Below are 20449 nucleotides of genomic sequence, written 5' to 3' on the forward strand. Positions count from 1 at the left end.
GGCAGGTCCATGTTCGATACCCATGTCAACCTGCACGCAGACGCGTTCGTGGACGACCTCGAAGATGTGCTGACACGCGCGCGCGAGGCCGGCGTCACACGCTTTCTCGCCATTTGCGACCGCTTCGATAATTACGATACCGTCCGGGCCATTGCAGAGGCGAATGACGATATCTGGAATACAGCTGGCGTGCACCCGCATCACGCCAAGGACTTCACCGATCTAACAGTTGAAGAGCTTCTCCGCGCAGCCAGTGACCCAAAGACCGTGGCGATAGGGGAGACCGGGCTCGATTTTCACTATGGCTATTCAGCCGAGGCCGAACAGGTCGCCAATTTTCGCCGCCATATTGCCGCGGCTCGCGAGACAGGACTACCGCTCGTCGTTCACACACGGGAAGCCGATGAAATGACGGCAGATATTCTTGAAGAGGAATACGAGAACGGGCCGTTCCGCATTCTTCTGCATTGTTATACGGGCGGACAGACGCTTGCCGATCGCGGCCTGGCGCTTGGCGCGTATTTTTCTGTCTCCGGCATTCTGTCTTTCAAGAACGCCCATGATGTCCGTGCCGTCATCTCCACGATCCCGTTGGAGAGGGTGATCCTGGAAACCGATTGCCCATATCTCGCGCCCGTTCCATATCGTGGGCGCCGGAATGAACCCTCCTATCTGCCTTTTGTGGCAGATGCGCTGGCCGGGCTGCACGGCCGGTCACGCGAAGAAATTACTTCAATATGCGAAGATAATGCCTTGACTTTATTTGATAAAGTGAATAGTTAGATGGAGCAGGCGAGGTTCACATTTCTCGGCACAGGGTCCTCCGGCGGCGTCCCGCGGGTCGGAAACGACTGGGGCGACTGCGATCCATCCGAGCCGCGCAATCGCCGTCGGCGATGCTGTGCTTTGCTCGATGTCGGGCCGCTCGAGACGCCAGACACATGTACACGCATCCTGATCGATTCCTCACCAGAACTTCGCGAACAGCTTCTTGATGTCGGCCTGCAGCATCTGGATGCTCTGGTCTACACACATGACCATGCTGACCAGTCCCACGGGATAGACGATGTACGCGCACTCGCGCTGCGCATGCGCCGCCGTGTGCCGACCTATATGGATGCCCGGACCGCGTCGACGCTGACTGAACGTTTCAGCTACTGCTTCAAGGGCCATGGCGGCTATCCGCCGATCCTTGACCGTCAGGCCGATATCGTCCCGCTGGAACCATTTACGATCACGGGAGAGGGCGGGCCGGTCACACTCCTGCCAGTCGAACAGATGCACGGCCGTATCATGAGCCTGGGCTTCCGGATCGGGAATCTGGCTTACTGCAATGATCTTCATGATTTCCCTGAAGAGAGCCTGGAGGCGCTGACTGGTCTCGACACGCTCATTCTCGACGCGCTGCGCTACACGCCGCATCCCAGCCATGCGCACCTCGAACGCGCGCTGGACTGGATCGAACGGCTTGCGCCAAAAGAGGCGTGGCTCACCAATCTTCATATCGACATGGATTACCAGACACTCTGCAAGGAGCTGCCGGACCATGTGCGCCCGGCCTATGACGGCCTCGCTCTCGACTTCCCGCTCTAGGACATCAGTCTCGAATTTCCCATAATATTGATTATGCGATTTTCGGATTATGATCCTGTGGCGCCCGCCTGTATGGTTTTCAGGTCGCTCAACCGTCCCACCGGACCTGACAACGGTTTTTTGCCCAAGCCCTCGAACCGGTTTTCCAATCCTCTCCCCATGTCAGAATTCTGCCTCTCCCCCATTGCGCCGGGGCCGGCAAGCACGTCACTAATCATGCCCGGATATTCGTACGACTGACCCGACGCCCACAGGAGGTTTCAATCTTGTCCACACCCCCTGCTTCGCAATTCGACCGGCTGAGAGAGATCATGGCCCAGCTGCGCAATCCCGATGGCGGCTGCCCCTGGGACCTTGAGCAGGACTTCGAAACCATCGCGCCCTATACGATCGAGGAAGCCTATGAAGTCGCAGATGCTATCGAGCGCCGCGATTTCAGCGACCTGAAGGAAGAGCTTGGCGACCTTCTTCTTCAGGTCGTCTTTCACAGCCAGATGGCCTCTGAAGCCGGTCTCTTTACGGTCGATGACGTCGCCAGAAGCATCAATGACAAGATGGTCCGGCGCCATCCGCATGTCTTCGACCAGCCCGACGGGCGCAGCGCCGACGGCCAGACCGAAGCCTGGGAAACGATCAAGGCGCGCGAACGCGCCGAGAAAGGCAGGAGCGAGGACAGGTCTGCGCTGGCCGGCGTTGCAAAGGCACTTCCCGCGCTGATGCGCGCGGAAAAGATACAGAAGCGCGCCGCGCGCACCGGCTTCGACTGGACGAACCCCGAAGACATTCTGGAAAAGCTGGACGAGGAATCGCTGGAAGTCCGCGAGGCCATCGAGAGCCAGGATATGGACGCAATTGAGGATGAGATCGGCGATCTGCTTTTCGTGTCGGCCAATCTCGCACGGCGCTTCAAGCTCGACCCCGAAATTGCCCTGCGCAAGGCGAACGCGAAATTCGAGCGCCGCTTCCGCGCCATGGAAGCGCTGGCAGCCAAGCGCGGACAGGACTTTTCAAGCCTCTCCCTGAATGAACAGGGCGCGCTCTGGGATGCCGTCAAGGCGACCGAGAAGACCGGCTAATTGTTCTCAGACCCCGGCGCAGGCGGAATGAATTCCGCGTCTGGCATGGGCGGCGCAGGCGGGGTCTTGTCGGGGTCCACCGGCAGGCTGTCTGGAATGGACGTATCGGCCGGATTCTCGAAAATGCGCCGCAGGATGCCCGGTGTCACGGCCGATAGCGGATTCACGGCCACCTGCGCGCGATCGAGCGTACCGCGGACCGAATAGGTCAGCGAGAAGATCCCCTCACCTTCACGCCCGACAAAGAGGTCGCCAATCACAGGCACACCGCCCAGCATGGAGTTCATCCCGAAGCTCGGCACCAGAACACCGCTCAGCCGGATCTCGTCGCTTTCCTGTTCGAACCAGCCATTGAGTGTCAGACCGAGCGCCGGGCCATTGGCACGCGCCCCTTCAATTATGAACCGGCCGGCCTGCACGGCAACGGGAACCTCGATATCGGTAAATAGCACCCCTTCCCCGCTCAGCGTGTCGGCGAGCCCCCTCAATGAGGCAAGCGAGAGGACCTGCGTCAGGAAGGGCGCATCACGCATCCTCACATCGGAGAGAGACAGGTGTAGCCGCGCCGGGTCCGGGCCACGGGCCAGCTTCCCCTCAAGCTCGAGCGATCCACCGCTCAAAAAGTCCTGACGTAACAGCGCGCGCATGAAGAAGCCGGCATCGTCGCTTTCAAGTTGGATTGTGGCCGCATCTTCTGCGGTCGGCCCCCGATAGACTGCCGACATCTGGCCGCCGGTCTCGATTGTGCCATCAGCCTGCACCTCCCGGACCCCCGTCTTCGAACTCACGAAAACGAGGCTTGCATCTTCAAGGTCGAGCCCCTCGCGCAGACGCAGCGTGTCGAGATTTGCACTGAGCGTGACCGGCAGGCTGACATTCCCGGCACTGCCGCCGACGGCGCCAAAATCCCCAAAGAACGCGCTCGCGTCGAGAAAGGCGCCGTTCAGTTCGCTGACCAGTTTGCCATTCTGCTCGCGGCGGATGGTGCCGCTCACATCTACAGTGTCCTGCAGATAGGCTTCACGCACATCCAGCGACTGGAGCTGGCCGGACTTTGACAGAACGATATCGCTGTCCAGACGGGCTTTCTCGCTCTGATACCTGAATGTCGAGGCATTGGTCTCGGAATTCGCGTCATAGGCGAGTGTGGCGCGGCCGGGTTCGCCGACTGGCTTGATGTAGCCAATCTCGGAAATATCGACCCGTGACTGCTCCAGTTCAAAGCCCACCTCGAGCGCCTCAAGGCCGTTATTGGCGACCTTTGCCTGCAGCTCAACGGGGATGTCCTCCGACACATAGGCACGCCCGACAACGCCGAAGCGGTTGAGAAAGTCCGGAGAAATGAAGGCGCTGGCCGAAAGGTCGGCCGTATCGACGTCATCATTGAATTCGTCGCGCCACGAGAACTGGACCGGCGCCGGGCCAAGCTCGCCATGGCCCGTCATGACAAGCCGCATCTCCTTCAGCTCGACATCGACATCTGCGCCGGTGAGGTCCAGGCCCGGAAGAGCATCCTTGAGCCTCCCGTCCTCAACGTTTGCCGTGACGCTGATCTCAGTGTCCTCAAGCGGCACGTCGTCGAGTGCCGGCCGCAGCATTTCGAAAGTTGCCCTGGCGTCGCCGGAGAAGCGCTCCGGATCGAGCGTGCTGTCTTCAGACATCAGGCTCGACCCGGCGATCAGCCGCATCACATTGACCAGAGGCCCCTCGCCTCTTGCATAGACGCGGAAAAGCTCACCCTTGGGATTGAAGCGCGGAAACTGGACACTGCCCTCTGTCAGCTCCCAGCCATTATACTCCCCCTCGCTGAGCTGAACCTGAAAGCCATTCCCGGTGAGACGTCCGCTGCCAGAGGCCTTGGTGACCGGCGGCAGGTCGTCAAGAAACTTGACCGAACCATCCTCAACGAAAAAGCGCACGGTGAGATCCTCATCACGCAGGAAGCCTTCGGCAAAACTGTCGCGCTGGAGATCGAGACTGTAGTTGGCGGCGGTCACCCGTCCGCCAAGGACCTTGCGTCTCGCAAAGCCGCGCGCCCCTTCCCCAAGGGTTTCCGGCCAGAAGCTCAGGATCTGTTCCTTCGTGATCGTGCCCTCAGCCTCGCCTGTCGTCCGCACCCGTACGGGCAGTTCGCCTTCCTCTTGATCGGCAACAGGGGCAATTTCCGCATTGCCCTTGAAGGTGATGCCTTTGACCGAGGCCTGATACGCCTCAATCGAGAGTGCGGTCGTCTCTTCATCCAGGCGGCCGCTGGCGCTGATGTCAGACATTTCCCAGACCTCAGGAAAATACGGTGTGAAATCCAGCGTGAAGGCGTCGGAGGTGAGGTCGAACTGCGTGCTTTCCTCGTTGCCGACGACACCGGACATGCTGCCGGAAACGGTGCCGGATCCCCGCTCTGTTTCGACAGACACATCGCTCAGCGAAAGCGTGTCGGTTTCAGGGTCATAGGCGGAGTCGAAACTGAGGTCGCTGACCTCAAACTTCCGCCCGCCAAGCGTCAGCCGGCCTTCGGACGCGTCGGCGGCCAGTCTCAACCCGGTAATTCCCTCAGACGCCTCATAGTCGAGGCCGATTGTGATATCTGCCGGAAAGCCACTGACGAGTGCATCGCCAATCCCCAGGCGTGCAGCAAGATCGCCTACGCTCCAGCTGCCAATCTCGATACTGAAGTCCAGGGCATTATAGCTTGGCGGCGCCTCAAGATTTGCTCTCACATCGCCGGGCAGACCGATCCCCTCCCCGCTGCCGGATACGGCCATCTCAAGTCCATCCGCCGATTGCTCAAACCGGCCGGTCGCATCATCCATCTGGGCCATGAGGTCGCCAGACACATCAAAGAACCGCAGCTCCATATCCTGGAAGGCCGCAGTCTCGAACTTTGTCGTGGTGCGATTGACCTGAAGCCCCCGGAGCACCTCGCCGAGGCCTCGATTGGCGAGCGCAAGCCAGCCTTCGGGCGTGCTTGGAAGCTCTCGCGCTTCGAATTCCGGCAAGGGTTCACCCGCAAATGTCCATTCGGTTGGCGACACATTGCGCACATCTGCCCAGCCATTGCGCAGCTCGAGTCCGATGACCTCTGCGCGCCTGTAAAGAAGAGAGCCGGCATCCAGCGTGATAATGGCCTTCTCCGCCTCTGCTGCGAGCTGTCCATCATTGTCGGCAAGCCTCAGCCCGCTGGCGGCAATGATCATCCGGCGGTCAGACGCCTCCCATTGCAATGTCAGCCCGTCGATCTCGACATCCCGGCCGTCGCGGGCGGCGACCAGGGCTTTCTCAATGTCTGCCTTGAAAAGATTGAGTTCGACCGGCCCGCGCGACAGCATGAAAGCAAGGCCCACTGCGCCTGCAATCGCCAGAAGAAGTATCCCGCCGATGATCTCGAATGTAATGACGGCTGCGGTCTGTCGCACCAAGTCCGGTTTGCCTCCTTCAACCAAGGCTGTAGACGTCTACTAGCCTATCAATAAAGCAGAAATAGGACGAGAAGCCCGATGACCGCACCACTTTCAGCAGGCGATGCTGCCCCTGCCCTAAAACTGGACACCACCGCTGGCCCTATCTCCCTGCCGCCCTCCGGCGGACGCGGCGTGATCGTATTCTTTTACCCGAAAGACAATACACCCGGGTGCACGACCGAGGCCAAAGCTTTCACCGAGATGAAAGCGGAGTTCGACGCCAAGGGTTTCGACATTGTCGGCGTGTCCCGCGACACCCTGGCCTCGCATGAGAAATTCATAGAAAAACAGGCGCTTGCCATCCCTCTCGCTTCAGACGAGGACGGAGCGGCCTGTGAAGCCTTCGGTGTCTGGAAGGAAAAGAACATGTACGGGCGCAAATTCATGGGAATAGAACGCTCTACTTTCGCAATTGGCAGCGATGGTATGATTATTGAATGCTGGCGGAAGGTGCGGGTGAAAGGACATGTTGAGAAAGTTCTCTCTATACTTTGACCTATTCTGCATCAGACGTGCCGAGGCGAGGGAAGATTTAGTAAAAAATTTTATCAATTGTGAGAAAAATGCGGCGAACCGGGGGATTTGCCCTTTCCGCTGCGATACGAATTGCGTTAGAAAAATTCCTGAGGGTGTGCTGTGGATGACACAGCAAGTGTAAGAGTAATTAGAGAGGCAGGCGCGTCGATGACGAAAAAGACGATGAAAGTGGGGGAGCTTTTCAGTCGCCTTTTCCCGGAACGCCAGATTTACCACCGCAGCGGTGGGACCGTCCGCTACTTCATAATCTCGCCTTCCCAGCAAGCCGTCCTGTCTGTCGCCATCGCCGCCGTTGTTGGCTGGACCTTGTACGCCACCGCCAGTCTCGTATTCCTCCCCGGCAGCACGCTGTCGGCCCAGGGCCAGCAGCAGATCGACAAGTATGAGCGCTGGGTTCAGGAGCTGCGGGCACGCGATGCCCTCTCCCGCTCCCAGCTGGTCGAACGGACTGAAGCCTTCCAGGAAGCGACCGTCAGCTTTGAAGAACGCCATCGTACACTGGAAGTGATGCTCGACGCCCTGCGAAATGGCGGGGAGCTGGAAACCGCCGCCCTTCGCGGCGATGGCACCGCCCTCCTAGTCAATGCGTCTATCGATGAAGCCGACCGGCGCCAGTCGCGGGCGTCGGAGTCGATCCAGGAAGCCAGAACCGATAATGCCGGTGTCCGCCGCCAGATTGCCGACATCCAACGTGAGCAGCAGGTCTTCCTCGATGAGGTCGAGGACATCGCTATTGAGCGCGCTGAGGCGGCCCGCGGTGTCCTGCGCCTGACTGCGGTGGGCACGAACCGCATTGCTGAAAACCGGGAAATGGGCGGCCCACTTGTGCCGTTCGCAAGCCTGACCTCAGGGGAATTCAACAGCCCGGAAGAAGCCATGTTCGCCGAGCGCGTCGCCCAGGTGGCCGCGCGGATGGAAGAAGCGCGCTATTATGAGAATGTCGTCTCGACCCTTCCGCTGGCCGATCCGGTCGGCGTGCCATCCCATCTGACCTCGAATTACGGCCTGCGCGTCGATCCGTTCAATCAGCGTCCGGGCTGGCACAATGGCATTGATGTCGGTGCCTACTGGAATGCGCCGATCACGGCGACGGGCCCCGGCAAGGTCAGCTTTGCGGGCACCAAGTCCGGTTATGGCCGGCTGGTCGAGATCGACCATGGCAATGGCTTCAAGTCACGTTACGGTCATTTAAGACGTATAAATGTGAGCACCGGTGATACGGTGGCGATCGGGGACACTGTCGGGGCGATGGGGTCAACAGGACGCAGTACCGGACCACACCTTCACTATGAGGTCTGGTTCAACAACAAACCTTACGATCCAGTAGAATTTCTCAGGGCAGGTAAACATGTTCACCAAGAATAAGGACAGCGCCAGCACACAAAGCTACGCACCGCCGGTCGATCCGAAGGCGGCGTCCAGCCGCACGGGAACGCGCTCCGCCGCCGCTTCGATCATCTGCAACGATATGGAGATCAAGGGCTCGATCAGTTCTGATGGAGCGCTTCACATTGATGGTGTAATCGATGGTGATGTGACCGCCGGCGAGATCACGATCGGCGCCAGCGGCAAGGTGATTGGCGAAGTCAAGGCTGAAGCGGTGAAGGTGAAGGGCGAGGTCCTTGGCTCGATCCGCGCCCGCCGTGTCGAACTGGAGACGGGGGCCCGTGTAGAAGGCGACATCCTTCACGCCTCGCTCAGCATTCAGCCCAATGCGATTTTCGAAGGCCAGGTCAAATATTCCGAAGATCCGCTGAAGACGTCCGGCCCGAAAGCGGCGCGCCCGTCGACCAGTATCGAAGGCGAGTCCAGCTCCGCAAAGGCGGACGGCAAGACGGCATCGTCGACGGCCTCCAGCACGAGCGACAGCCGCAGCTCTGCCAGTATGAGCAGCCCCACAGCCCTCTCCTGATCTGCTTTTCTTCGGTAAAGCGAAACAGACTGAAACGGCCACACCTCAAGGTGTGGCCGTTTTTCTGTCTAGGCCTCTTCTTCGCGTGTGGCCCCCACATCGTGCGCCAGCGAGGCACTCAGGAACGCATCGATATCGCCGTCCAAAACGCCTGATGTGTCAGAGGTCTCATGATTTGTGCGGAGGTCTTTCACAAGCTGATAGGGCTGGAGCACATATGACCGGATCTGGTGACCCCAGCCGATATCCGACTTGGAGTCGTGACTGTCCTGCGCAGCTTCGCGGCGTTTCTGCAATTCCAGCTCATAGAGCTTGGAGCGAAGCATCTCCCACGCCTTGGCCCGGTTCTGGTGCTGCGAACGGCCTGCCTGACAGGCAACGACAATCCCGGTCGGCTCATGGGTCAGACGCACGGCCGAGTCCGTCTTGTTGACGTGCTGGCCGCCGGCCCCCGATGATCTGTACGTGTCGGTGCGCACATCGGAGGGGTCGATCTCGACCTCGATGGACTCGTCAATCACAGGCGAAACCGTCACCGAAGCAAATGAGGTGTGCCGGCGCGCCGAGGAGTCATAGGGCGAAATCCGCACAAGGCGGTGCACGCCCGACTCCGATTTCAGCCAGCCATAGGCGTTGTGACCGGAGATGAGCAGTGTCGCCGACTTGATCCCGGCTTCTTCGCCATCATGCGCGTCGACTTCCTCGACCTTGTAACCGCTTCCTTCGGCCCAGCGTACATACATGCGCCGCAGCATGGCGGCCCAGTCCTGGCTTTCGGTGCCCCCTGCCCCGGCATTGATCTGCATATAGCAGTCATTGCTGTCGGCCTCGCCGGACAGAAGGGCTTGAAGCTCAGCCTTGGCGGCGCGCTCGCGCAGGCGTTTCATGCTGGCGGATAGATCCTCGATCATGTCCTCGTCGCCATCGGCGAGTTCGAGGAGTTCGCGCCCGTCGCTGGCCTCACGCTCAAGCTCAAGCACGGTTTCGATACCGGTCTCGAGCTGCTGGCGTTCGGCCATCAGCTTGCGGGCCTGTTCCGGATCGTTCCAGAAATCCTGGCGCTCTGACAGCGCGTTCAGTTCATCGAGTCGTTTTTGTGCGACGTCCCAGTCAAAGACGCCTCCTCAGCAGTTCTGCCGACTGCTCGATGTCATCAATAAGGGTCGTGATTTCAGTAGACATAAACTCTTGTCTCTACATGGGTTTCAGCTTGCACGGGATGCACATTACCGGCGCCGGGGTCAATAAATGCCGCTCAGATTCTCGTCCGCGACATCATCCTCTTCGCCGGCCTTGGCACCGGGGCGCCGGCCCAGACCTTCAGAGAAGGGATCGGCCACATCGCCCGGATTGCTCGCGCCCTGATTGCCCGAGATTGAGAAGCCACCATCCTCGTCAAATACCGCGCCGGGTTCCGTGCCCGGACGGAAGGCCTCGACGATCACCTCACCTGAGCCGGAGGTCGGCAGCCCGCCTGTATCGTGATCTACCGACACGAGCCGCACACCTGGCGGGATACGGAACGGCATGGCGGGCGCGTCTTTCAGGGCCTCTTCCATGAAGCTGATGAAGACCGGCAGCGCCACCGAGCCACCTGCCTCGCCATAGCCGAGCGTACGGGGCTGGTCGAAACCGACCCAGACACCGACCACAAGGTCCGGCGAGAAGCCATAGAAGAGCGCGTCGAAATAATCATTCGTCGTCCCGGTCTTGCCGGCAAGCGGCTTGCCCAGACGGGCGGCCCGGCGTGCGGTGCCACGCTCGACGACGCCTTCCAGCATGTGGACGACCTGATAGGCAATCACAGGGTCGATCAGCTGCTCGCGATTGTCGGCAAGCTCTGGCGGTTCGCCGCCATCCCAGCTCTCGGCCTCGCAGCCCTCGCATTCGCGCTCATCATGGCGGTAAAGCGTGTCGCCATAGCGGTCCTGCACACGGTCCAGCAGGGTCGGTGTCACTTCCTTGCCGCCATTCACGAAAGCGGCATAGCCCCGCGCCATTTTCCAGGGTGTCGTGTCGCCTGAACCGAGCGCCATGGCTGGATAGGCAGGCAGGTCATCATAAAGCCCGAAGCGCTCGGCAAGCGCGGACACGTCTTCCATACCGATATCGACAGCGACCCGCGCGGTCACCTGGTTGAAGGAGCGTTCCAGCGCCGTCCGCATCGTCACTTCGCCATAGCTGCGACCGGCCGAATAGTTCTGCGGCTTCCAGGTCTGCCCGGTTTCCTCGTCATAATAGACGAAGGGAGAGTCGAGGATCTTGGTAGACGGCGTGTAGCCATTCTCCAGCGCCGCGGCATAGACAAAAGGTTTGAAGGACGAGCCCGGCTGACGCATGCCTTGCGTCACGCGGTTGAACGGGCTCTTGAAGAAGGAATATCCACCCACCATTGCGAGCACCCGTCCGGTATGCGGATCCAGCGCGACAATGGCGCCCTCGACATCCGGCACCTGTTTAAGGCGCGCGGTCTCTGACGGGACAGAAATCCAGTCTTCCTCATCGCGGATCTCGTCTTCTTCAACCTCTTCCGGTGCACCGGGGCGCAACTCTTCGGTGCGCTCGACATCAACGAGGATCACATCACCGCGCGCCAGACCTTCGCCGCCCTCGGGGCGGTCCCACTTGCCGGCCCAGTCGACATCCTCTTTCGGGATCGTGGTGGTGCGCCCGTCATGCAGCGTGATGGTCGCGCCGTCGCCTGTAAGCTCATCCACCATGCCCGCTTCCCAGTCGCCATAGCCAGCGGGGCGTTCAACGTCGGAAAGCTGGGCGGCGACATCGCCGGACGGATCAACCGTCGTGAAGGGGCCGCGATAACCGTGGCGGCGGTCATAGGTTTCCAGCCCGCTCTGCAGCGCATTCTGGGCCGCAAGCTGCATCTTGGTGTCCATCGTGGTGCGGATGGAAAGGCCGCCGCGCTCCAGCGCCTCCTCACCATATTCGTCGATGAGCTCACGGCGAAGCTCCTGGACGAAATAGGTCGCGGCCGCATATTCCGGCCCGCGAAGCCGGTCGACCACCTTCAGCGGCTGGGCTTTTGCCTCCTCGGCGTCCTCTTTTGTGATGTAGCCGTCTTCGAGCATCCGGTTCAGCACATAGTCCCGGCGTGCCAGCAGGCGCTGCGGACGCCGGTACGGGTTCACGGTCGAGGGGGCCTGGGCCAGGGAAGCGAGGATAGCCGCCTCAGAGAGGTTCAATTCCGGGAGCGACTTATTGAAATAGATGAGCGCGGCCGAGCCGACGCCATAGGCGCGGACACCGAGATAGATCTCATTCAGGTAGATCTCGAGAATCTCGTCCTTGGTGAACGTATTCTCCATGCGCCGCGCGATGATGGCTTCTTTCACCTTGCGTTCGATCCGCTGATCACGCGTAAGCAGCATGTTCTTTGCCACCTGCTGTGTGATGGTCGACCCGCCCTGCAGGTTGCGGCCGCTGCCCGACAGCTTGATCTGCGCCGAATTGATGGCGCCGCGCAGGATACCGAGATAATCGAGGCCGGAATGATCGAAGAACTTCTTGTCCTCGGCGGCGACGAAGGCTTGGACAACGTGGTCCGGAATGGACTCGATGGGCACGAAGACACGGTGTTCGTCGGCAAATTCGGCGATGAGCGTGCCGTCCCCGGCATGCACCCGCGAGGTGATCGGCGGCTCATAGTCGGCAAGGCGCTCATGCGACGGCAAGTCCCGGGAGAGCGCGGCAACCCACAGCATCACGGCGGTGAAACAGATCGCCCCCAGTATGACGAGGCCGATTGCCACGCGCCGGGCCGTCTTCCAGGTCAGGAATCGTCTTTTCGCGGTCTGTTCACTCATGGACATGTCCGTTCAGGCGTTATCGTTACGAAGGCAGCGCTTCGCAGAATTCCATGTCCAGAGTAAGGCGCGCCTGCAGCCTACGGAAGACGAAAACAGCTAATTGACTGCAGTGTGGCCTGCCGCCTGGGCGAAATAGGTGTCGATGGCATTCGCAATTGCGGCCGCGGTACGGTCCCTGCCCTGCTGCGAGGAGAGACGCGCCACATCGGCCCGATTCGTCAGAAAGCCGATCTCGACCAGCACCGCTGGCACGTCCGGGGCCAGCAGCACGAAGAAGTTCTCGCGCCTGTGGCTGTTGCGAACAATCGGCCCTGCTCCGGCGAGTTCAGGGATGAGCATTTCCGCAAAGATCGATGAATTCGTTTTGGTTTCGCGCTTGGTGAGGTCCGTCAGAATGCCCACGATTTCCTGAGACGTGCCGTCTTCCACCGGCAACTGCCAGCCATTCGCGCTGGCCGTGCCATCGACGCGCCGCTCACCGCGGGCTGACAGCGTATAGACCGTCGCCCCCGAGACCGAGCTGTTCCCCGCAGCGTCTGCGTGGACGGAAATGAACAGGTCGGCGCCCCAGTTACGGGCCATCGAGACACGGTCCTCATGGTCGATATAGGTATCGTCGCTGCGCGTCAGATGAACGGTATAGCGCCCCGTCGCATCGAGCTTTGTCTTCAAGGCCTGCGAGGTCGCAAGCACAATAGTCTTCTCGCGCGTCAGATCATGCGCCGAGGCGCCCGGATCATGTCCGCCATGGCCGGGATCGATCACAATGACGCGCTTGCGCGAGGCCGGTTCGGCGGCAGCCATCTCGACCGCTTCGGCCGGACCAGCGCCCTCCCCTGAGAGGAAAGCGGCACGCCGGTCGACATCGACAGCCGCCTCCCGGTCAAACCGGACCGGCGAGACACGGACAAGGTCGACCACAAGACGGTGGCGCGGATCGGCCGTGGTCGGGCCGATACTGAGAGCCCGAGACACTTCAACGGCATGGCTCAACCGGAAAGCGATACCGCCGCCCAGAATTTCATAGGATGTGACCGCCCCGGTGGGTGCGGGCGTGACCGCACTCGTACCAACGCGCGCGTCTGGAAAATCAATGGCAATCGCTCGCTGGCCATTATGCGCCAGCGAAAAGATACCGTGGCGAATCTCTGTGTCGGAGGCGAGCGTGATGCGCGTATACTCGCCCTCGCCGACGACACTGACTTCGCTGATTTCTCCGGCAAGGGCCGAATTGCCCAGCCAGACCACAGCACACAGAAGAAGAAGGAAATACCGGAATTTACCTGTCATGGGTCCATCTGATATTCGGTGAATCGATTACCCGCTATTGTGAGCCGCCTTCGTTAATCCAGTGTTTACCGTAGCCTGGACGGCTGCTTATTTCTTGTTTCTCTGATTTTTGCGCTTTTCATTGGCCCCGGCTTTGGGCATGCTGAAACGGACCTCCATAAAGAGGCTCGAGCCATTTCCAGAAGGCCTGCGGACAGGCGCCTTAAGCCGCGCAAGGCATGATCGGACACGGAACAACCTGTAATGTATCTTTTGTCCCATAAAGCATTGTCGAGACTAGCGCCCGCTGGCGCGCAGACGTGCGGACGCAAGATATCCCGTCACAAACTAACTGGCGTTCGCCGCAGCCTCGGGGCCAATTTGTCCCGGGCCGCGCCGCCAGATCACAAGGCGATAACATATGAGCAAATTAATGCTGATCGATGCGGTCCACCCGGAGGAAACCCGGGTGGCGCTCGTGTCGGATGGACGCGTAGATGACTTCGATTTCGAGACAACAGGCAAGGAACAGCTAAGAGGCAATATCTATCTCGCGAAAGTCACGCGGGTTGAGCCCTCCCTTCAGGCCTGTTTCGTCGAATATGGCGGCAATCGCCACGGCTTTCTCGCCTTCAACGAAATCCACCCGGACTATTACCAGCTTCCCCAGGAAGACCGCGAGGCCCTGCTTCAGGACGCCGCCCGCGCAGCCGCCGAGGAAGATGACGACGACGATAACGACGCGTCCAATGAGTCCGATGAGGATGATGACGAGCGCGACGAGGAGACCGAATCGGACGCCGATGAGGCCGCCGCGGAGGCTGCAGCCGCCAAGCCGCGCCCGCAGGCGAGTTCCAAACGCTACAAGATCCAGGAAGTCATCCGCCGCCGGCAGGTGATGCTGGTTCAGGTCGTCAAGGAAGAGCGCGGCAACAAGGGTGCGGCGCTCACCACCTTCCTGTCGCTCGCGGGCCGTTACAGCGTTCTCATGCCGAACACGCCCCGCGGCGGCGGCATTTCCCGCAAGATCACCAATGGCGCTGACCGCAAGCGCCTGAAGGAAATCATGTCCAGCCTCGACGTGCCGCACGGCATGGGGCTGATCGTGCGCACGGCCGGCGCCAAGCGCACCAAGACCGATATCCGGCGCGATTATGAATACCTCCAGAAGCTCTGGGACAATATCCGCAACCGGACCATGGAATCGATTGCGCCCTGCATCATCCATGAGGAAGGCGGCCTCGTTCACCGCGCCATGCGGGACATGTTCGACAAGGATATCGAGGAAGTGATCATCCAGGGCCAGTCGGCCTACCGGGAGGCAAAAGACCTCTCGAAAATGATCATGCCGACGCAGGCCCGGAAGGTGAAACAGTGGAAGTCCACCGCACCGCTCTTCGTGTCCGAAAGCGTCGAGGACCAGCTCGATTCCATATTCTCACCCGTCGTCCAGATGAAATCGGGCGGCTATCTCGTCATCAACCAGACTGAAGCGCTCGTCGCCATCGACGTGAACTCGGGCAAGGCGACGAAAGAGCGGAATATCGAGCAGACCGCCCTGCGCACCAATCTGGAAGCCGCCGAGGAAGCCTGCCGCCAGATGCGCCTGCGCGACCTTGCCGGCCTCATCGTGATCGATTTCATCGACATGGAGGAGAACAAGAACAATCGCGCCGTCGAGAAGAAGCTGAAAGACTGCCTCAAGATCGACCGCGCCCGTGTGCAGAGCGGCAAGATTTCGCAATTCGGCCTGATGGAAATCTCACGCCAGCGCCGCCGCGCCGGTGTTCTGCAGGCAACCTCCGACCCTTGCGACGCGTGTAATGGCACCGGCCGGCGCCGTTCGGTGCCTTCGGCCGCCCTGCAGCTGCTTCGCGCCCTGGAAGCGCGCGCGGCGGGCGGTGGACTGTCTTCCATCACCGTCCATGCGCCGACGGAAGTCGCGCTCTACCTGCTCAACAACAAGCGTGAAGCTGTCACCGATATCGAGGAAGTCGCGGGCTTTGCGATCTCGATACGCTCTTCGGACGATTTCCTTCCCGGCGACTTCAAGATCGACGCCGAAAAGGACCCCAACAGCAAGTCGCGCCGCTCGCGCAAGTCTGACCGCAACCGCCATATCATCGGCGATGAGGATGACGACCAGCTGCCAGACGAGTTTGACGACTCCACTGAAGACGAGACGGACGACGAAACCGAGAGCAGCGACAGCCAGGACACATCTGACGAGGCGAACGCCGACAATGACGATCAGTCCGGCAGTTCCCGCAAACGCCGCAGGCGTGGCCGCCGCGGTGGCCGCCGCCGGCGCCGTGAGTCCAACCCGGTCGTGCCTGCCGATGGCGGCGCGCTGCTCGATGGCCTCGCCCACAGCCCAGCCGCCCTGCTCGACGATGAGCCCCCTGCCCTGCCCGATCCGGACGAAGCCAATCGCTCCACCGCCTCGCAGCCACAGCTTGCCAAGAATGTCGCTATGGAAGCGATCAAGCAGGACTCCGCTGACGACGGCAATTCAGACAAAGGCTCGGACGACAACGAATCCTCCAGCGAGGATGAAAAGCCAAAGTCCCGCCGCTCGCGCTCCCGCCGCAGCCGCGGCGGCCGCCGTCAGTCGAAAAAGCCTGAATCGGAAACACAACAAAACGATCAGACTGCCAGCTCCAGCGAGTCGAGCGGCGCTTCAGACAAGACCGCTGAAAACGAGACGCCAGCAGAAGCGCGCGCGGACGCCCCTGCCAAGGCAGAGCCGCAGCCTGAACCCCCGGTAAAGGCCGTTGAGACGGAACAGCCTGCGCCGCAAGCTGATACAGAAACCGGCGCGGCAGATGAGACGTCCTCTCAGGATGAAACGACGGATGAGGCCACCGAGGCTGAAACCTCTCCGTCCACAGCAGCTGTCTTCGACCCGGAAAAACCGGTCGCAAGCGAGCCTGTGCTGATCTCCAGCGATGAGGATGAACCTGCGAAAGAAGAAAAGACCGAAGAGAAGCCGAAACGTCGCGGCTGGTGGTCACGCCGGCGCTAGGCGCCGGCGCTTCGCCTCATTCTCTCAAACTCAGGAAGACTGCGCCTCTGCGATCCGCGCACGCGCAATCTTCTCGGCGACCTCATTGGTCGGGGCGTTGCGGTCTTTGGCTTCGTCCAGCACTTCGCCCAGTGTCTCGATCAGGATATTGAGCTTGCCCATGACCCAGTTGCGGGAATAGGCGCCCGAAATCTCTGCGGCCACATTGATGATGCCGCCGCCATTGATGACATAGTCGGGCGCATAGAGAATCCCGCGATCGCGAAGGGCGGCATCCATCTCGGCGATGGCAAGCTGATTGTTGGCACCGCCCGCCACGACCTTGGCCTTGAGGCGCGGAAGCGTTTCGGGATTGATCACGGCGCCGAGGGCGTTCGGCGAAAAGATATCGACATCCTGGTCATAGATTTCGTCGCTCGCGACGATCTTCGCGCCGGTCCGCTCGCTCACGGCCTTGAGAAGATCCTGATCGATATCGGTAATGATGAGGTGGGCCCCCTCCTCGGCGAGGTGATCGCAAAGATAGCCGCCGACATGACCGACGCCCTGAACGGCAATCGTGCGGCCTTCGAGACTGTCACTGCCGAATGCGCGCTTGGCGCTCGCCTTGATGCCGCGATAGACACCCAGCGCCGTGATCGGGGACGGATCGCCGCTCGCCGCATCGCCCTGGTCCAGACCGGCGACATATTCTGTCTGCGTCGCTACAATCTGCATGTCCTGCGGGCTGATCCCGACGTCTTCTGCGGTATAGTACGAACCGTTCAGCGAATTGATCGCCCGCCCGAACGCCTCGAACAGCTCCTTTGACTTGCCGGTTTTGGAATTGCCCCAGATGACCGCCTTGCCGCCGCCCAGCGGAAGGCCCGCCATGGCGTTCTTGAAGCTCATCCCCTTGGAGAGGCGCAGCGCATCGCGCAGGGCTTCCTCACCGGTGTCGTAATTCCACATCCGGCATCCACCTGCCGCAGGGCCAAGCGCGGTCGAGTGAACCGCGATAATGGCCTTCAGGCCGCTCGCCGCGTCCTCGAACATGTGAACGCCTTCATGGCCGTCAAAGGATGGATGGTCGAACATGAATGATCTCCTCAATCTCTCGCCCCGGCCTTAGCGGCCTATATGGAGCGGTCAACTGCTACCTTCACTTGGCAGGTATGCTTGAAACGCCGGATGGCAGGGGCGCAGAAGGATCTTGCATGAAAGCCCACATATCAGCGTAGACCGTTTCGGCCTGAAGGTCTCTCAGCAGCATATGATACCCCTTGGGGTAATAGGCGGTGCGAACATGGGGCGCGAGGATCTTCAGCGTCCGCCTCACACCGCCCGGCGGAACGACAATATCCCTCGCACCATAGGTCATCAGTGTCGGGAGGCTTTCCGGCAGCTTCGGCGCGGCCTCATGCGCCGCCTCCATAAGCGCCACGACGCCATAGACCTGGTCGATGCGGTTGTCCGTCATCCGCAGGGGGTCCTCCATCATCCGGCGCAGCATCTCAACATTGTCCGACGGCTCGATCTTGACCCCGCGCGGCGGGCGCACGACCCAGCCGGGACGCGTATGCGCCGAGAGCCAGAGGGCACCGCGATAGAGCCAGTTCATGGCGCCCCAGCCGCGAAGCCCTGGCCCCGACAGGATCAGCCGGTCCACGCCTTCCGGCGGATTGTCCGATCCGAACAGCGTCATCGCCGCAGAGCCGCCCATGGATATCCCGATCAGCGTCAGGGTCGCATCTGGATGGCGCGCCCGGACAAGATCAATGGCAACCCGAATATCCTCCCTCATCAAGTCCGGCTCCGGCCAGATGCCGCGCTCGACAGACCGGCCAAAGCCGCGCTGATCATAGGCATAGGTCGTCACGCCCCGCTCTGCGAACCAGGGGGCGACCATATGAAAGGCGTTGGCGTAGTCATTCATGCCGTGCACACCGAGAATGACATGCTCGGCGCCAGCCCCTTCAACGCCCGCATCCGCCTGCCAGACTGTCAGGCCAAGTTCAGCACCATCAAAGCTGGTAAACGTCGAAAGCTCCGGCTCGAAACGTGGTTGAGGCGTGCCGTCAGGCATCAGAGCCTCCTGCATGTGCGGCGTGGCGCAGGCGGTCAGGATAAGCAGGGGCAGCAGGGCAAGCCATCTCAAAGCAGGTCTCTCACTTTCTGTCGCAACACGGGCAGGACCTCGGTCTCGAACCAGGGGTTCTTCTTCAGCCATGCATTATTGCGCCAGCTTGGATGCGGGGTTGGCAGGATACCGGCCTCCATATGCGTGCGCCAGTTACGAACAGTTTCGGTAAGCGTGCGTGAGGCAGCCGGCCCAAGATGCCATCTCTGGGCGTATCCGCCGATGGCCAGCACAAGCTCTATATCTGGCAGCCGCTCCAGAAGGCCGGGCCGCCAGGTCGGCGCGCACACCTTCATCGGCGGCAGGTCGCCGCCCTTCTTGTCATAGCCCGGAAAACAGAAGCCCATCGGCGCGATGACGACGCGCGACTCGTCATAGAATTCCCCCTCGCTCACCCCCATCCAGCTGCGCAGCCGCACGCCGGACGGGTCGGCAAACGGCCTGGAGGACAGATCAGCGAGATTTCCGGGCGCCTGGCTGGCGATCAGGATTTTCGCGCCCCTTGCCGCGCGCACGATCGGATTGGGCGAACGCGGCATATCGCCCGCACAGAGCGTGCAGGCGCGCAATTGCTCAAGATATCTATTCAGATCGGCGCTCACTTGGGCCAAGATGAGGGGCGCCGCAGCCAAGACAAGGACGCCCCTGCATGTCTGATCCCGTAGACCTCGTTATCGATGCCCGCCCGCGCGACCTTGGCGGCGGGTTCAAGGTCCGCCGTGTGCTCCCCTTCCACAAGCGCAGGATGGTCGGCCCGTTCATCTTCTTCGACCATTTCGGCCCCGTGGACTATCCGCCCGGCAAGGGTTTCGACGTGCGCCCACACCCCCATATCGGCCTCGCCACGGTGACCTATCTCTTTGACGGCGCAATCGCCCACAGGGACACGGTCGGCTCCGACATCACGATCCGGCCCGGCGCTGTGAACTGGATGGTAGCCGGCAAGGGGATCGTCCATTCCGAACGCACGCCCCCCGAAGAGCGCGAGGCCGGCATGCGCATGCACGGCATCCAGACCTGGGTCGCCCTGCCCAAGACGCATGAAACCTGTGAGCCTTCCTTCACCCACCACGCCAGGGTCACGCTGCCGGAATTCGATCTTGGCGGTGCGCGGGCGCAGGTGCTGGCCGGGGAGGCGTGGGGCCACCGCTCTCCGGTCGAGTTTCCATGGGGCATCTGGTATGTCGGCGTTACCGCGCCGGACGGAGCAACATTCGACATTCCCGGCGATGCTGCCGATGAACGCGCAATCTACATCGCTGGCGGCTCAGCTGAGATCGCGGGCAAGACGTATGGCGATGGCAATATGGTGATCCTGAAGCCCGGCGAACCCGCCTCCGTAAACGCCTCGAAAGACAGCCATCTCATGCTGGCCGGCGGACAGAAGATGGATGGCCCGCGCCTCATCGACTGGAACCTCGTTGCCAGCGATCAGGCCCTCATCGATGAAGCGCGCGCAGGCTGGACTGATTCCATTGAAAACGGCTGGGCGGGAACCCGTTTCAGCCTGCCTGAGGGCGAGACCGACTATATTCCCCTCCCCTGAGGCGCTGACCGCTCACGCGACCCTTCCAGCGGTTTTCTTGTGGCGATTGAGCGCCTGTGTCACAACCGGGCCAGCAATCGATTCAGGAGA

Annotated in this window: 15 protein-coding genes; 8 read left to right on the forward strand and 7 right to left on the reverse strand. The window is 61.0% G+C overall.

All coding sequences use genetic code 11. The features are described 5' to 3' along the window. Positions 1 to 9: 9 nt before the first annotated feature. The 3 genes from ABNU55_RS07945 (at position 10) to mazG (ending at position 2669) form a co-directional block, all read left to right on the forward strand. The gene (locus ABNU55_RS07945; RefSeq protein ID WP_290753130.1) at positions 10 to 783 is read left to right on the forward strand and encodes a TatD family hydrolase; all 774 of its coding nucleotides are present in this window, start codon (positions 10 to 12) and stop codon (positions 781 to 783) included. After that, positions 784 to 1593, forward strand: coding sequence for an MBL fold metallo-hydrolase (locus ABNU55_RS07950; RefSeq protein ID WP_290753133.1), 810 nt, complete (start codon positions 784 to 786; stop codon positions 1591 to 1593). It begins immediately after the preceding gene. 266 nt (positions 1594 to 1859) lie between these two features. After that, on the forward strand, positions 1860 to 2669 hold the full coding sequence (gene mazG, locus ABNU55_RS07955; RefSeq protein ID WP_290753136.1) for a nucleoside triphosphate pyrophosphohydrolase: 810 nt from the start codon (positions 1860 to 1862) through the stop codon (positions 2667 to 2669). On the opposite strand, the gene ABNU55_RS07960 is transcribed toward mazG, so the two are convergent. Beyond that, positions 2666 to 6082, reverse strand: a complete 3417-nt coding sequence (locus ABNU55_RS07960) for a DUF3971 domain-containing protein (RefSeq protein WP_290753155.1) — start codon at positions 6080 to 6082, stop codon at positions 2666 to 2668. The two genes, mazG and ABNU55_RS07960, sit on opposite strands and share 4 nt — an antisense overlap. A gap of 81 nt (positions 6083 to 6163) precedes the next feature. Between ABNU55_RS07960 and ABNU55_RS07965 the strand changes: the two genes are divergently transcribed. The 3 genes from ABNU55_RS07965 (at position 6164) to ABNU55_RS07975 (ending at position 8576) form a co-directional block, all read left to right on the forward strand. Further along, a complete protein-coding gene (locus ABNU55_RS07965) occupies positions 6164 to 6622 on the forward strand; it encodes a peroxiredoxin (RefSeq protein ID WP_290753138.1) in 459 nt (152 codons plus the stop codon). A 189-nt stretch (positions 6623 to 6811) separates the two neighbouring features. Beyond that, positions 6812 to 8029 carry a M23 family metallopeptidase gene (locus ABNU55_RS07970; RefSeq protein WP_290753140.1) on the forward strand — a complete coding sequence of 406 codons (1218 nt, stop codon included), beginning with the start codon at positions 6812 to 6814 and terminating at the stop codon, positions 8027 to 8029. Further along, a complete protein-coding gene (locus ABNU55_RS07975; RefSeq protein WP_290753142.1) occupies positions 8013 to 8576 on the forward strand; it encodes a polymer-forming cytoskeletal protein in 564 nt (187 codons plus the stop codon). The genes ABNU55_RS07970 and ABNU55_RS07975 overlap by 17 nt, the downstream gene beginning before the upstream one ends. A gap of 68 nt (positions 8577 to 8644) precedes the next feature. On the opposite strand, the gene prfB is transcribed toward ABNU55_RS07975, so the two are convergent. From prfB to ABNU55_RS07990, 3 genes are all read right to left on the reverse strand, one after another. Continuing rightward, a protein-coding gene (gene prfB, locus ABNU55_RS07980) for a peptide chain release factor 2 (protein WP_290753144.1) occupies positions 8645 to 9758 on the reverse strand; the annotation gives its coding sequence in 2 pieces (ribosomal slippage) (positions 8645 to 9688 and positions 9690 to 9758; 1113 coding nt in all). Positions 9759 to 9817: 59 nt separating this feature from the next. Then, positions 9818 to 12397, reverse strand: coding sequence for a penicillin-binding protein 1A (locus ABNU55_RS07985; protein ID WP_290753147.1), 2580 nt, complete (start codon positions 12395 to 12397; stop codon positions 9818 to 9820). 99 nt (positions 12398 to 12496) lie between these two features. Further along, positions 12497 to 13690: an N-acetylmuramoyl-L-alanine amidase gene (locus ABNU55_RS07990; protein ID WP_290753149.1), complete on the reverse strand. Its 1194-nt coding sequence runs from the start codon at positions 13688 to 13690 to the stop codon at positions 12497 to 12499. Between the two features lie 400 nt (positions 13691 to 14090). Here ABNU55_RS07990 and ABNU55_RS07995 point away from each other — a divergent pair, with 400 nt between their 5' ends. Then, positions 14091 to 16694, forward strand: a complete 2604-nt coding sequence (locus ABNU55_RS07995) for an Rne/Rng family ribonuclease (protein WP_348764296.1) — start codon at positions 14091 to 14093, stop codon at positions 16692 to 16694. A gap of 30 nt (positions 16695 to 16724) precedes the next feature. Here ABNU55_RS07995 and ABNU55_RS08000 read toward each other — a convergent pair whose 3' ends face one another. The 3 genes from ABNU55_RS08000 to ABNU55_RS08010 all read right to left on the reverse strand — a co-directional run bounded on the left by ABNU55_RS08000 (position 16725) and on the right by ABNU55_RS08010 (position 19352). After that, positions 16725 to 17771, reverse strand: coding sequence for a Glu/Leu/Phe/Val dehydrogenase (locus tag ABNU55_RS08000; protein ID WP_290754723.1), 1047 nt, complete (start codon positions 17769 to 17771; stop codon positions 16725 to 16727). A 64-nt stretch (positions 17772 to 17835) separates the two neighbouring features. Further along, the gene (locus tag ABNU55_RS08005) at positions 17836 to 18831 is read right to left on the reverse strand and encodes an alpha/beta fold hydrolase (RefSeq protein WP_290754722.1); all 996 of its coding nucleotides are present in this window, start codon (positions 18829 to 18831) and stop codon (positions 17836 to 17838) included. Next, on the reverse strand, positions 18828 to 19352 hold the full coding sequence (locus ABNU55_RS08010) for a uracil-DNA glycosylase family protein (protein WP_290754720.1): 525 nt from the start codon (positions 19350 to 19352) through the stop codon (positions 18828 to 18830). Before ABNU55_RS08010 ends, ABNU55_RS08005 begins: the two co-directional genes overlap by 4 nt. A 110-nt stretch (positions 19353 to 19462) precedes the next feature. Between ABNU55_RS08010 and ABNU55_RS08015 the strand changes: the two genes are divergently transcribed. After that, complete coding sequence (locus tag ABNU55_RS08015) at positions 19463 to 20359, forward strand: pirin family protein (protein ID WP_348764297.1); 897 nt, start codon at positions 19463 to 19465, stop codon at positions 20357 to 20359. Positions 20360 to 20449 lie beyond the last annotated feature (90 nt).

The sequence above is a fragment of the uncultured Henriciella sp. genome (genome assembly GCF_964005855.1).
Taxonomy (GTDB): Bacteria; Pseudomonadota; Alphaproteobacteria; order Caulobacterales; family Hyphomonadaceae; genus Henriciella.